Origin of the sequence: Chitinophaga oryzae, assembly GCF_012516375.2 — a bacterium.
Classification (GTDB): Bacteria; Bacteroidota; Bacteroidia; order Chitinophagales; family Chitinophagaceae; genus Chitinophaga; species Chitinophaga oryzae.
Map to the genome: position 1 here is coordinate 6,421,408 of NZ_CP051204.2, position 14,210 is coordinate 6,435,617.

Below are 14,210 nucleotides of genomic sequence, written 5' to 3' on the forward strand. Positions count from 1 at the left end.
GTAAATCCAATAACCCAATACCCAAATAAAAAAATAAAAAAATTCTCCCCCCGGATCGTCCTTTTTCTTTTCCCAACTGTATCATATAATAAAGCATACCGATGAACCCGGACCCTGCATATATAAAAGCGTTGTTTAAGAAGCATGCGAATGGTTCCATTACTCCCGGAGAGACCGCCGAGCTGATCGCGTTTCTTCAGCAGGGAGACGGGGAAGCGCTGTTACCGCTGCCTGACGAGCTGGAAGACATACCGGCGCCGGCGATGGATGCCGCTGCCACCGCAAGGGTGTTTCAGCAGCTTTCGGCCATGACAGCCCCTGCGCCTCAACCGGCGCGGCGTCGTACCCTGGTTCGCAGGATAGTGGCCGTTTCCGCCGCCGCAGCGGCGGTGGCTGCAGCAGTAGTGCTGCTGTATCGCCCCGCGCAGCAAAAACCGGTACTGGCGGCAGTGTCCACCGGTTACGGCAGTATGAAAACGATCACGCTGCCTGACGGAACGGTGGTTACCCTGAATGCCAACTCCACGCTGCAATACGACAGCACAGGGTGGCAGCCGGGCGCGCGCGAGGTATGGGTCAGCGGCCAGGCTTTTTTTGATGTGGCGCCCGATGCTGCGGGAAAATTTATGGTACATGCCGGCGATCAGCTCACCGTACAGGTACTGGGCACCCGCTTCCATGTGGCCGCCCGCCCCAAAGGCATACAGGTGGTGCTCAACAGCGGAAAGGTGAAAGTTAACAGTAATGAACATACGCTGGTACTTCAGCCAGGGGAAATGGCCAGCTACCGGCCCGGCAACGGCGGACTGTCACGCCAGAACGCCGATACGCTGCAGCTCACCTCCTGGAAAGACAACCAGAAAGTGTTCCGTGACGCGACACTGGAAGAAATAACCGATTTTATTGAAGAACAATTCGGGCAGAAGTCACTTTCGCTGCTCCACAACTGTCGCATTTACAATTTACCGGCACCACGCCTGCCAACGACCTGGACGTGCTGCTGAATATTCTTGCCAAATCTCTTGATATCAGGATCGATAAACACAACAACAAGGTAATGATTATGCTGGCCAGGTGATCGTTACCACCTAAACGAACCCGGGATTTTTATTAAAACGCATTTTATGCAACGAAAACTACTTATACATCATAAGGTAGTAGGGATCTTATTGTGCCTGATGCCCGCTGTGCCGCTTACCATACAGGCACAGGACGCTATGGCCAAAGGAACCACCAGACAACATACACGCGAAGCCTATTCGTTGTCCGAGGTATTCCCTGTACTGGAAAATACACATCACGTTAAATTCAGCTATAACAGCGCCATTCTTAACGGCAAGTCGGTCAGCGCACAGCTCTTCAAACGGATGCAGCAGGCCGGTGTGGCCACGGAGCTGCCGGCACTGCTACATCCTTATGGCCTCACCTGTGAGCCGATACAAGGCAACTACTATGCGGTGAAAGTTTTGCCTGTTGCCGCTCATGCTGTAGCGCAGATAACGGTCAAAGGCGCGGTAACCGACGCTAAAGACAACAGTCCCCTGCCCGGCGCCATCATCTCTGTAAAAGGAAAAACAAAAGGCACCAACACCAACGAAACAGGACGCTATACCCTCTCCGGCGTGGAAGAAAGCGATGTACTGCGCGTTTCTCTTGTAGGCTACAAGCCACAGGAAATACCGGTGAACGGCCGCACGCAGATAGACGTCGCCCTCCAGCAGGATGTGGCCGGCCTCAGCGAAGTGGTGGTGACCGCCCTCGGTATCCAGAAAGAAAAGAAATCGCTGGGGTATGCCGTACAGTCCGTTAAAGGCGACAACATGACCAAAGCCAGGGAACCCAACCTGATAGGCTCTCTCACCGGTCGTGTAGCCGGCCTCGTGATCCGCAACTCCACCGATATGTTCCGCGACGCCTCCATCCAGCTGCGCGGTCAGAAACCCCTGATCGTAATAGACGGTATCCCCGATCAGACGGCCGATATGTGGAAAGTGAATCCCGACGACGTGGAAAGCATCAACGTTCTTAAAGGCACCTCCGCCTCCGCCCTCTACGGCTCCATCGGCCAGTTCGGCGCGCTGATGATCACCACCAAGAGAGGAAAAGGCAAAGAGCTGTCGGTAGACTTCAACTCCTCTACCATGTTCCAGCCCTCTTTCATCCGCATCCCGGACGTACAGACCACCTACGGTAACGGCGCCAAAGGCAAATACGCCTATGTGGACGGCTCCGGCGGCGGCACCGAAGGCTCCGGCTGGATATGGGGCCCCAGGCTGGACCAGAAAGATCCCTCCACGCCCAGCGGCTACTGGGAAACACCGCAGTACAACAGCCCCATAGATCCCGCCACCGGCAAACCGGTGCCACTGCCTTTCATATCCCGCGGAAAAAACAACGTACGCAACTTCTTCCGCACCGGCATGATCTCCACCAACAGCCTGAGCATCACCCAGTCCAGCGATAAAGGCAACTTCCGTGCTTCTGCCTCGCATATCTATCAGCTGGGCGTGGTGCCCAACACACAACTCAACAACAGCTCCTTCAGCATCGCAGGCAACTATAACCTGACCGACAGGCTGAACGTAGATGCCCGCATTACCTACAACAGGCAATATTCCGATAACTATCCCACCATCGGCTACGGACCCACCAACTACCTCTATAACCTGGTATTGTGGACCGGCTCCGATGTGGATATCCGCGACCTGCGCGATTACTGGGAGCCCGGAAAACAAAACCTGCAACAGCGCAACTATAACACCTCGTGGTACAACAACCCTTACTTCCAGGCTTACGAACTGCTGACCGGTTATTACAAGAACAACACCTTCGGCTCCATGACGCTGGATTATAAGATCAACCGCGATTTCAGCGTAAAACTGCGTTCCGGCATCAACGCCTTCGGACTGAACGAAGACACCAAAGAGCCGGCCAGTTATATCGGCTACAGCAGTAAGTCCAGAGGTAACTATATCGTCCGTTCCCAAAACTACTTCGACATTGTGACAGACCTGATCGGCCGCTACCAGCATACTTTCAGCAAGAACTTCGCTGTACATGCCGAAGTGGGCGGCTCCAACTACTATCGCAACGATAAATACCAGAAAAGCAACACGGACGGCCTTACCATCCCCGGTTTCTATAACCTCGCCAACTCGGCCAACCCTATTCAGGGCAACAACTTCATCGAAGAAAGAAGGACCAACAGCATTTATGGTTTTGTGGATATGGAATTTATGGGCGCTTTTTATCTGTCGCTTACCGGGCGTAATGATAAAATCTCCACCCTCCCCATCTCCAACAATTCCTTCTTCTATCCTTCCGTTTCCGGATCGGTACTTTTGTCCGAGCTGGTGAAGATGCCCTCCTGGCTGACTTACCTGAAAGCCAGGGGCTCCTGGTCGCAAGTCTCCAGCGGCCTGCTCGCCACGGTGAACAACGACTACACCTACTCGCACCTGTCCACCTACGACAAGGGCATTAAATGGAACGGTATGCCATCCCTGACATACAGCGACATGCTGCGCAATCCGAATATACATCCACAGACGAACAGCGCCTGGGAAGCCGGCATAGAAACCAAACTGTTCGATAATCGTATAGGCCTGGATGTGACCTACTACAGGGTGCGGGATTTTAACAACATCGTAAAACTGCCGGTAGCCAGCAGCAGCGGCTACGGTTCCTACCTGCTGAATGGCAATGTCTTTATGCGCACCGGCTGGGAGTTCATGCTCACAGGAACACCTGTACGCAGCAGCGATTTCCGTTGGGACGTAATGGTTAACTTCAGCAAATACCAGCGTGTGCTGAAAGAAATCTACGGCGGCGCCGCCGAACTGAATAAAATCAGGCCAGGCGAGCGCATGGACAGGATCTTCGACTATGTATATGAAAAAGATCCTTCCGGCAACATCGTGTACGAAAACAATGGTTTTCCTAAAAGCGATCCTTACCAGCGCTTTATCGGCAACGCCGATCCCGACTGGACTTATGGCGTGGAAAACACTTTCCGCTACAAACAGTTCACCCTGCGCTTCCTGGTAGACGGCCGCATCGGCGGGCTGATCTACTCCACCACCAACGCCAAAATGTGGTGGGGCGGTACACATCCCGGTACGGTCAACCCCTTCAGGGATGACGCCAATGCCGGTAAAAACACCTACGTAGGCCCCGGCGTGATCGTCACTTCCGGCGATATTCAATACGATGCCGACGGCAATATTGTCTCCGACAGCCGCAAGTTCGCCCCCAATACCAAAGCGGTGAACTACATCGATTATATGATCAACACCAGCAACAACGCTAATACCAACAACAACTACTATTCCCAGACTTTCCTGAAGCTGCGGGAGGTGAACTTCACCTGGCAGCTGCCCGGAAAATGGATGAGCAAAACTTTTATCAGGGACGCTTCGCTGTCGCTCGTAGGCCGTAACCTGTTGTTGTTCTCCAAATTACCGAACGTTGATCCTGACACCGGGAAAGATGACCTCCAGACGCCATCTTCCCGCAGTATGGGTTTCAATCTGAATTTAAAGTTCTAATCACAGCATCATGCGAAAACTATCTATTGTCATATTTTGTTTGCTGGCAGCCGCTTTCAGCAGTTGCAAGAAGTTTGAGCACTTCCAGACAGACCCGAATAAACCCACGCAGGCTACTCCCGAACTGTTGCTGACCAATATTGAAACCAAAGCTTTCAATGACGTCAGCACCTCCGGCGCGTTCGCATCGCGGTACCTCGTCAATACCGACGGGATTGATGCTAACCAGTATTACAACTGGCAGCGTTCCGGCTTCGACGATTTCAATAACCTGCGCCTGGTCGTAAAAATGGAAGAAGAAGCTACCCGTACCAACCAGCCTGTGTACCTGGCACTGGGCAAATTCTTCCGCGCCTGGTTCTTTATGCGGTTGACGCTGACCTTCGGAGATATTCCCTATAGTGAAGCACTCAAAGGATCTGCCGAGACGTTCACACCTATCTACGACAAACAGGAAGACATCTTTCTGAGTATCCTCAACGAGCTCCAGACCGCCAACGGCCAGCTGGATGCCGCCGGCGGCGAGATCCGGGGCGATGTTGTCTACGGTGGTAAAAAAGAACAATGGAAACGCCTGATCAACACCTTCTCCCTTCGGATATTGATCAGCCTGTCGCAAAAAGAAGGCAGCGCCAAACTGAAAGTGAAGGAACGTTTCGCCGGGATCGTGAACAATCCCGCTAAATACCCGCTGATGACCGGCATCGCGGATAACGGCCAGCTGGTATTTGTGGACCAGCAGGACAACCGTTACCCCTACTATAACAACAACAGTATGCAGACAGCTTTCTACCTGGAAGAGAATTTTGTGGACCTGTTGAAACAGTATAAAGATCCGCGGTTGTTCCGTTTTGCACAGAAGGCCACCAAATTTGCCTCCCTGCCGGACAACGATTTTAATGCCTACGGCGGCGCCAAAGGCAGCGCTACCATCGACGAAAACAACAGCCGCGTGGTAAACGGCGAAGTTTCCAAAATCGCCAAACGCTATTACAATGATCCGGTAAATGAGCCGAGCATCGTAATGGGATACGCTGAGCTGCAGTTTATCCTGGCGGAAGCGGTGGTGCGCGGCTGGATCAGCGGCAACGCAACAGATTTTTACAAAAAAGGTATACAGGCATCCATGGAATTTTGTAAAATAGCGCCTGCTGATATCACGGCCTATCTTTCACAGCCTGCCGTGCAACTGACAACAGGCAAAGAACTGGAAGGTATTTTTAAACAAAAATATATCAGCTTCTTTATGAACTCCGGCTGGCAGGTGTTTTATGAACAACGCCGTACTGGTCTGCCGGTATTCGATGTTTCCGGCGACGGGGTGCTCAACAATAAAAAGGTGCCCAAGCGCTGGATGTATCCTGAAAGTGAGCTGAAACTCAACAGGCAGCACGTGAGCGATGCCATCACCCGGCAGTATCCGCAGGGCGACAACATCAACGGCGTTATGTGGCTGCTGGTAAAAGAATAAAAATGTGACCCATGTTAAAGACATTTATCCTCTCCATGCTTACTTTCTCCTGCACCCTGATGGTGCAGGCGCAGAAAAAGAAAGCCCTGTTTATCATCGTGGATGGCATCCCGGCAGATGTCATCGAAAAACAACCGACGCCTCACCTGCGTGACATCGCCAAAGCGGGCGGCTACACCCGCGCTCATGTAGGCGGTGAAAAAGGCGGTTATTCCGAAACACCCACTATTTCCGCCGTAGGCTACAACAGCCTGCTGACCGGCACCTGGGTAAACAAACACAACGTGTGGGACAACGATATCGCCGCGCAGAACTACAGCTACGGCAGTATCTTCCGCTTTTTCAAACAGGCGTACCCGCAAAAGACAACGGCCGTGTTCTCCTCCTGGCTGGATAACCGTACCAAACTGGTGGGTGACGGGCTGCCACAGACCGGTCACCTGAAAATCGATTACCATGTAGACGGGTTGGAGAAAGACACTGCCCGCTTCCCGCATGACAAGGACAGCTGGTACATGCACCTGATCGACGAAGCCGTGGTGGACAGCGCCGCGGCTTATGTCCGCAGCGTAGCGCCGGACCTCACCTGGGTGTATCTCGAATACACCGACGATATGGGGCACCGCTACGGCGACAGCGAGAAATTCTACACCGCCATTAATATGATGGATGCGCAGGTAGGCCGCATCTGGGACGCCATCGAATACCGCCGTAAAAACTTCGGTGAAGACTGGCAGCTGTTCATCACCACCGACCACGGCCGTACCGCCAGCAACGGCAAAGGCCACGGCGGCCAGTCAGACCGCGAACGCACCACCTGGATGGTCACCAACGCCAAAGGCCTGAACGATTACTTCAAAACCGGTCAGCCTGGTATCGTGGACATCCTGCCAACCATGGCGCGTTTCCTGCAGATCAATATCCCGCAGGAAGACACCCGCGAGCTGGACGGCGCCCCGCTGACAGGCAAAGTATCCCTGACACACGCCGGCGCCACACTGGACAACGGCTCGCTGCACCTCACCTGGAAAGCCCGCGAAAAGAAAGGCAAAGTGAAAATATGGGTGACCACCACCAATCATTTCAAGACCGGTGGGCATGACGACTACAAGTTACTCGGAGAAGTGCCGCTGCAACAGGAAAAGGCGGACATCAGCGTAAAAGACATCCCTTCAGGGTTCTATAAAGTAGTGATGGAAGGGCCGGATAATACGGTCAACAGATGGGTAGGAAAACCTTAAATCATTTTTACAAACAACGGGCGCCTTTCAGACGCCCGTTGTTGTTTTATCAACTTACTCATACTTATACTGGTCCGGATAAGCCAGTCCCTTTCCGGTTTCACACAATCGCCGCAGGCTTCTTAAAAACATGGCCCAGTCATAGGTACACCCAGCGTACATGGGCGTATAGTCTTTCCATCCATCATGATGAAAGAACAAGGCGGTGCCGTTCTTATGCGGCTCCAGGTCGAAAGTGATCGTAGTGCCGATCCATTCGTCTACCGCTTTCAGCACCTCCCATTTCACCTGTTTGGATGGCTCCAGCGCAAGCACTTTCATTTCTTTAAAATAGTCATCAAAAGTAAAGCGGGCGACACTGCCTGTTTCGGGTTTTGCAACGGTGTCGGGGGTCCACCAGCCGGCCAGCCCTTCCTGTGTGGAGAGGGCTTTATATACGTCCTCGGGCGAGGCTTTAATAACCAATCTGTGCCAAATGTTGTTCATCATTATTGGTTTTGTTGAACAACAAATGTAACCGCTCTTTGTTGATCGCAGGAGGCATAAAAAAGACATTTTTGCGGGGCGATCGGGACAAAAAAAGAAGGCCCGGTTTCCCGGGCCTTCATCAGTCAAACCATATGGCACTTATGATTATTGGTTCGCCAGCGTCACCATCGCAGACACTTCTGCTACGGCCGCATCATCGCCGCCGCTGAAGCCGGTAAACCGGAAACGGATATTCCCATTGCCGTCAATGACGAACTTGGTGGGAATCCCTTGTACTTTATAGCTATCCACCACGTTATTGACGCCGGTGGCCGGGTCTTTAAGGTCCATCAGCACCTGGAAAGGATAGTTATTACTGGTGACAAACTTCTTCGCGCTGGCAGTGGCGTTTTCTTCTTTCTCCCATGTGTGCACGAAGAGGAACTTCACGTTCGGATCATCTTTATATTTTTCCATGGCTTTTTTCATGGCCGGGAAAGAAGCTTTACAGGGACCGCACCAGGTGGCCCAGAAGTCGAGCACCACTGTTTTTCCTTTATAGTCGGCCAGTGACACGGTATTACCGTCCACATCTTTCAGTGTGAACCCGGGCGCCGGCTCTTTGATGATCTGTTTGGCGAACTCCGCTTTCATCTTATCATCCAGACCGCCTTTCAGGGAGTCGATGTATTTTTCGAGGTTATTGTCGCCGCGCACTTTGCCATAAGCTTCCGCCAGCATCGTTTTGCTACCGGGGTTCAGCTTACCTTGCGCCGCTACTTCACTGAGACGTGCAAATGCCTGCTGATAGTCGCCTTTGGTGAGGAGCACTTTGGCGTACATCTGGTTTACCTCCGGGCGGACAGGTGTTTCCGCCTCTTCTGCACGTTTCAGATATACGATTGCAGAATCATATTCCTTATCATTAAACAAGAGCTGCGCATAGCTGCTAAGGTAACCGGGATAACCTAACGCGGCAAACCCCGCCCCTTCTTCATGCTTACGGGTGGTCCTGAACGTATAGGCGTCTTCAAGCGCCTTTTTCAGCAGCACTTTTGCTTCTGCGGTATGCCCATGTTTAAGGATACGGCTCGCCGTTCCCGCCCAGCCTTGTCCTTTCCAGAAAGGAGACACGATGCTGTTGGCATACTCCAGCGCTTTGGGCAGATTGTCCGCATCTGCATAGGCCATTCCCACGTTGTTACGGGCATAATCATAGATAATCGCATCTTTGCTCTTTTTATCCAGCGGGAATTTTTTGAGCCATGCTTTATAGAGCCCTTCTTTTTTTACCGGGTCTGTTTCATCGTAGATGACCTGCACCGCGTTATTGCGGGCGGCAAAGCCGGCGGGAAAGTGTGCTGCTGCGGCCTTCTGTATCGAATCACCAACATTGTTTTTCTTCAGCTGATAGAAGAAGCGGGCAGCAGTGAGCCAGTCAGTTTCTTTTTTGCTTTTGGTCAATACATACATTTTTTGTGTCAGCAGTTGCTGATCTGCTTCGTCGCCTTTGGCGAGGCGGCTATAGTAGCGTGTCAGCGAATCCTGGCTGATCTTCGCCTGACCGTTTAACTGTCCTGCGGCCAGCAGGCAGCCGCCCAGCAGGATGGGGAATATTTTCTTCATATAACTGGGTTGGTTTTATGTTTAACGATTATATCCGGGATTTTGTGTCAGCGCCGGGTTGGCCACCCGTTGTGCATCAGGTATGGGATAGAGCGCATCCGTGCTGGTCCAGGTAGCCGGCCGCATACCGCCGATCACTTCATCGGCGCGGGTTTTACCGCCGCCGGAAACAGCCGGTGTACGTTTCAGGTCAAACCAGCGATGTCCCCATTCTCCGAACAGTTCCGCCTTTCTTTCCTTTTCAATGGCCAGCAGCAGCGCCGGCTGCGTGATGCTATTGTCCAGCAGCGGCAGCCCGGCTTTGGAACGGATGCTGTCCACATCGGCTATGGCGCCGGCGAGATTACCCAGCTGTGCCCTCGCTTCGGCCCTGATCAGGTATTGTTCCGCCAGCCGCAGCATCACGTTGAACTCGTTGCCTGTGGTGGCGCCCGTAGCCAGCACACGCAGCTTGTATTTGGTGATGAGTTTATAATTCTGTCCGCCGATGTCTGTAGCGGCTACCCAGCTGGTCTTGCGCTGGTCTGCCGCCTCCATGGAGTTATAGAGTGTATCCGTCAGCGTTACTGCCGGAATGGAGCCCGGAGCGGCAGCGTAGCTGCCACCATTGGCATCCCGGTTAGTGGTGTAGGTAGAGATACCGGTAAGCGTGGCCAGCTGCCAGATCACCTCGTTGCTCGTATTGCTGAAAGTGGTATTCAGGTCTTTATTCAAACTGTAAATCCCTGAATTGATCACGGCATTGGCGGCCGTTTCTGCTTTCGCCCACTCTTTCTGATACAGGTAAGCTCTTGCCAGCAAAGCGTTGGCGGTTTGCCGGTTGGTCCTCGTTCTCAACGCGGAAGGATAAGCATCTGTCAGCAACGCCTGTGCCTCTGTGAGATCGGCGATGACCTGCGACCATACCTGCGCCGCAGGCGTACGTGCCAGCGTGGCATTGCTCAACGGATCATCCTTCACCGGCAGCGGTACGTCGCCGAACATATTCACCAGGTAACTGTTGATAAAAGCTCTCCAGACTTTTGTTTCTCCCAGCAGCTGGTTTTTCACCGCGGGCGAAAGGCCCTTGCTGCGGTTGATGCCATCCATCATGGCGTTGGCCTGCGCCAGCGTGGTGTAGCTGTAGCTCCATATGTTGATAGCCACCACACTGTTGGTCACTGTAATACTGTTGGTTTTAAACTCATCATAGGAGGGACTGGAAACATTATTCTGCAGCTCATTGGCAGAAAGGCCCGGCATCTCGCTCAGGGGAAACAACAGGTCCCTTGTAGCGGAGGCATTGTAAATACCCAATACGGCACTGGTAGCCGTGGCATCGGAGGAGAAAGCCTGGTCCAGCCCTACCTGCGTGGTAGGCGGACCGATCTCCACCAGTTTTTTGCAGGAAGAAAAAACACTGCCTGCCAGCAACAACGACAACATCACTTTTTTATAATTATTGAAAGACAACATAACCATTAGATTTTAGAATGAACAGTTAACACCGAATACAATTGTTCTCAACGGCGGCATGGCGATCATGCCGGTACCGAGGCCGGGAGGGCCACCCGGAACGCTTGTTTCAGGATCGTAGATATACTTGTTCTTCATGAAAGTGAAAAGATTCTGTCCCTCTGCATATACTTTCAGGTTGGCTATATTCGCTTTCTTCAGCCACGCTTTCGGGAGGGTATAACTCAGCGCAGCGGAGCGCAGTTTCAGGTAACTGGCGTCTCCCCAGAGGGCGGTGGAAGCCCAGTACTGCGTATAGCCGAGGTAGGCAGGCGTACCGGGCGTGGTGGTCGCCGCAGGGTATGCAGCTACATCACCGGGCTGCCGCCATCTGTCGAGCAGGGAAGTATTCTGGTTGCTCCTGCTGCTGCCCACCGGCGTACTGATATTGTTGGTACTGCCTTTCCGGTGATGAAACTGCAGGAAGAAACTAAAATCCCAGTTCTTGTATGAAATGGTATTGTTCATGCCCCCGAAGTAAGGCGTACCCGGGCGAATAATTTCCCTGTCATTATCAAAGTCGATAGTCCCGTCATGGTTCAGGTCTGCATACTGCGGGATACCGGTCTTAGGATCATAGCCGGTATAAACATATTTCCGGACAAGGTCTATCGGTTGACCGATCAGGTAACTGCTGGCATAGAAAGAATTTTCAATCCCCGGAAAGTCCACCAGCTTGTTGCGGTAAAACGTTACGTTCAATGCCGTCGTCCATCCGAATTTCGCGGTTTTCAGGTTGAGCGTGGTCAGCTCCAGTTCCACGCCGCTGTTCTGCACCAGCGCCGGCATATTCACCGTGTAACTGTTGTAGCCGGATTGCGTTGGCAGCGCGGCGGACAACAGCTGATCGGTAGATCTGTTGCGGTAATAGTCGCCGGTAAATTTGATCCTGTCTTGCAGGAAGCCCAGTTCCAGTGCAAATTCCAGTTTACGGGTGGTTTCCCATTTAATGCCTGGATTGGGCAGGGTGCCACGGTTTAATGCGGCGCTTCCCTGGTAGGTGCCTGCTGAAGACAACAGCGGTAAATAAATATAGTTGAAGATCTGATCGTTACCGGTGGTACCGAAGCTGGCCCGCAGCTTACCGAAGTTCAGCCAGGGCAGGTTATCCTGTACAAATGGCTCTTCGGAAAACAGCCAGGCTGCGCCCACTGCACCAAAATTACCCATCGCATTTTCCGGGCCGAAACGGGAGGAGGCATCGCGGCGGAAAGTGATGTTCAGCAGGTATTTCCTTTGATAGTCGTAATTGATGCGGCCAAAGGCGGAGGCAAAACGGTAATCGAAATAGGAGCTGGAATTCAGCAACAGGGTGCCGGCGCCTACGAGGGAGCCCAGCAACGCTTCACTGCTGTAGTTGCGGCCGTCGATGCTCTGGCCGGTAGACAGGCTGCGTTGGTAAGTACCGCCCAGCATCACGTTCAGGCGTCCTTTCTTCCCGTCGAGCGTATAGTCGAGCGTAGGCTCCACGATATAGTTCTGCGACCGGGTATTGGCAAAAGAGGCGGACGACTGAGGATTGTTGATAGGGTTCTGCGCCGATGCCGGCATCGGGTTTACCTGGTCTAAAGTGGTATTCGTATAGCCGAGGCTGACTTTGAAATTCAGGTCTTTGATGATGGAATAACGCAGGCTGGCATTAGTCATCAGGTTGCCGGTCGTACTGGTATAACGGCGCTGCAGCAACGCGATGGGGTTGCTGAAACCGCTGGACCACACCAGTTTTCCGTTGCTGTCGTACAACGGCATATTCGGTGGCAGGTTGTACATCGACAGCAGGTCCGTGCCCGGCAACGCTGTTTTATCATTGGAATAATTAGCCGTGATGGCCGCATAAAATTTATCATTGGCAGAACGGTGGTCCGCAGACAGGCGGCCGGTGAAACGCTGACTGTTGAAATCGCCGGGATATACCGTCGTTTCTTTGTGATAACCACCGCTGAACAGGAAGTGCGTGTTACCTTCTCCTCCCGAAACGGATGCCTGAGCATCCGTATAGCTGGCAGTGCCGCCCGCGAGGAAGCGCTGCCAGTCGGTGTAAGCGTTGGGGTCCCATACGGTCAGTTCCGGCGCGTTGACAGTGTTCGGAGTAACGCCGTCGTTTTTGAACGCTTCTCTTCTCAGTTCGAGGTACTGTTGTGTGTTCATCATGGGAATGAAGCGGCCTATCTTCCCTGCTCCCGTAGATACGTTGACGTTAGCGCGCGTTTTACCTGACTTCCCTTTTTTGGTGGTGATGAGGATCACGCCGTTGGCCCCTCTGGCGCCGTAGATGGCCGTAGCATCCGCATCTTTAAGAATGTCCATCCGTTCAATATCGTCCGGGTTGATCATGCTGAACGGACTGATGCCGCCGTTGGCAGCGGTAACGCCGAGGGAGTTGAGGTTGTCGGTCGGCGGATAGGAGCCGTTGAAGTTGGTGAACGGTACGCCGTCGATCACGTAGAGCGGCAGCGTGCCGGAGCTCATGGAGCCTTGCCCGCGGATCTGCACTACAGCAGCGCTGCCCGGCAGACCGTTCTGCTGTGTGATCTGTACGCCGGGAATACGTCCCGGCAGCGCCGCCAGCGGGTTAGACACCGGTTGGTTTTCTATTTCCTTTGCCGTGATGCTGCTGACAGAGCCGGTGTTCATTCTGCGGGTAGTGGTGCCGTAGCCGATCACCACCGCTTCGTCCAGCGATTTCAGTTGCTCCTGCAGCACGACGTTCAGCGTGGTACGTCCGTTGACGGGCACCTGTTGTGCTTCATAAGAGAGGTAGGAAACCATCAGTACCGCCTGTGCGGGTACGCGGCTGATCACATAATCGCCGTTGGCGTTGGTCATGGCGCCAAAAGGTGTTCCCGGCACCACCACGGATACCGCCGGAAGCGGGTTCCCTTTGGTGTCCGTGACCCTGCCGCGGATGGTCAGCCCGTCTTCCGCCGGGCGAGCTTCGTTGGCAGGCGCGTTCTTCAGCCGTATGGCAATGAACTTGCCCGACAGGGAATAAGTGAACGGCTGGTTGCTGAAAAGCATTTTCAGCACGTCGTTCAGTTCCTGTTTTTCCACGGCGATGTTGACAGGGGCTGCCTGGCTAAGCTGATTTTTGCCATAGATAAAGCTGTAGCCCGTTTGTCTTTCGATTTCCCGGAATGCTTTTTCCAGGGAACCCGATTTGATGCTGATGGAGACTTTCTGCGCGAAGGTCTGTGTCCCTGCCAGCAGACAGATGACCAGCAGGCCTATCCTGCCGTAGTTGACTCCCGATGTTGCATTTCCCGTTTTTAAAAGGCATAGCGCTCTGAATAGCTTACTGACAAGCATATTGTTTGGTTGATTTTTGGTAAACAATAAAATACTCCCCCACCCTGTAAGATGGCC

At 53.1% G+C, this 14,210-nt stretch carries 9 protein-coding genes; 5 read left to right on the forward strand and 4 right to left on the reverse strand.

The window, feature by feature from the left end; genetic code table 11:
- The first annotated feature begins 101 nt into the window (after nucleotides 1–101).
- The 5 genes from HF324_RS25190 to HF324_RS25205 are packed head-to-tail and all read left to right on the forward strand — an operon-like array spanning nucleotide 102 to nucleotide 7,259.
- Nucleotides 102–1,004, forward strand: coding sequence for a FecR family protein (locus tag HF324_RS25190; protein ID WP_168861110.1), 903 nt, complete (start codon nucleotides 102–104; stop codon nucleotides 1,002–1,004).
- Nucleotides 947–1,078, forward strand: a complete 132-nt coding sequence (locus tag HF324_RS33895) for a hypothetical protein (RefSeq protein ID WP_373997309.1) — start codon at nucleotides 947–949, stop codon at nucleotides 1,076–1,078. Before HF324_RS25190 ends, HF324_RS33895 begins: the two co-directional genes overlap by 58 nt.
- A 46-nt stretch (nucleotides 1,079–1,124) precedes the next feature.
- The gene (locus tag HF324_RS25195) at nucleotides 1,125–4,547 is read left to right on the forward strand and encodes a SusC/RagA family TonB-linked outer membrane protein (protein WP_220101236.1); all 3,423 of its coding nucleotides are present in this window, start codon (nucleotides 1,125–1,127) and stop codon (nucleotides 4,545–4,547) included.
- Between the two features lie 10 nt (nucleotides 4,548–4,557).
- Nucleotides 4,558–6,018, forward strand: a complete 1,461-nt coding sequence (locus HF324_RS25200) for a SusD/RagB family nutrient-binding outer membrane lipoprotein (protein ID WP_168861111.1) — start codon at nucleotides 4,558–4,560, stop codon at nucleotides 6,016–6,018.
- 11 nt (nucleotides 6,019–6,029) lie between these two features.
- Nucleotides 6,030–7,259: an alkaline phosphatase family protein gene (locus HF324_RS25205; protein ID WP_168861112.1), complete on the forward strand. Its 1,230-nt coding sequence runs from the start codon at nucleotides 6,030–6,032 to the stop codon at nucleotides 7,257–7,259.
- 54 nt (nucleotides 7,260–7,313) lie between these two features.
- Here HF324_RS25205 and HF324_RS25210 read toward each other — a convergent pair whose 3' ends face one another.
- From HF324_RS25210 to HF324_RS25225, 4 genes are all read right to left on the reverse strand, one after another.
- Nucleotides 7,314–7,748 carry an SRPBCC family protein gene (locus tag HF324_RS25210; protein WP_246269285.1) on the reverse strand — a complete coding sequence of 145 codons (435 nt, stop codon included), beginning with the start codon at nucleotides 7,746–7,748 and terminating at the stop codon, nucleotides 7,314–7,316.
- Between the two features lie 144 nt (nucleotides 7,749–7,892).
- Nucleotides 7,893–9,353, reverse strand: a complete 1,461-nt coding sequence (locus HF324_RS25215; RefSeq protein WP_168861113.1) for a TlpA disulfide reductase family protein — start codon at nucleotides 9,351–9,353, stop codon at nucleotides 7,893–7,895.
- A gap of 21 nt (nucleotides 9,354–9,374) precedes the next feature.
- Nucleotides 9,375–10,808 (reverse strand): RagB/SusD family nutrient uptake outer membrane protein, encoded by a 1,434-nt coding sequence (locus HF324_RS25220; RefSeq protein ID WP_168861114.1) that lies wholly within the window; start codon nucleotides 10,806–10,808, stop codon nucleotides 9,375–9,377.
- Between the two features lie 12 nt (nucleotides 10,809–10,820).
- Complete coding sequence (locus HF324_RS25225) at nucleotides 10,821–14,153, reverse strand: TonB-dependent receptor (protein WP_168805534.1); 3,333 nt, start codon at nucleotides 14,151–14,153, stop codon at nucleotides 10,821–10,823.
- Between the last annotated feature and the right edge of the window lie 57 nt (nucleotides 14,154–14,210).

Bases quoted from the DNA above. Each gene is read 5' to 3' on its own strand.
- HF324_RS25190 (WP_168861110.1), top strand. From the start codon at position 102: ATGAACCCGGACCCTGCATATATAAAAGCGTTGTTTAAGAAGCATGCG.
- HF324_RS25200 (WP_168861111.1), top strand. From the start codon at position 4,558: ATGCGAAAACTATCTATTGTCATATTTTGTTTGCTGGCAGCCGCTTTC.
- HF324_RS25220 (WP_168861114.1), bottom strand. From the start codon at position 10,808: ATGTTGTCTTTCAATAATTATAAAAAAGTGATGTTGTCGTTGTTGCTG.
- HF324_RS25225 (WP_168805534.1), bottom strand. From the start codon at position 14,153: ATGCTTGTCAGTAAGCTATTCAGAGCGCTATGCCTTTTAAAAACGGGA.
- HF324_RS25215 (WP_168861113.1), bottom strand. From the start codon at position 9,353: ATGAAGAAAATATTCCCCATCCTGCTGGGCGGCTGCCTGCTGGCCGCA.
- HF324_RS25205 (WP_168861112.1), top strand. From the start codon at position 6,030: ATGTTAAAGACATTTATCCTCTCCATGCTTACTTTCTCCTGCACCCTG.
- HF324_RS25210 (WP_246269285.1), bottom strand. From the start codon at position 7,748: ATGATGAACAACATTTGGCACAGATTGGTTATTAAAGCCTCGCCCGAG.
- HF324_RS25195 (WP_220101236.1), top strand. From the start codon at position 1,125: ATGCAACGAAAACTACTTATACATCATAAGGTAGTAGGGATCTTATTG.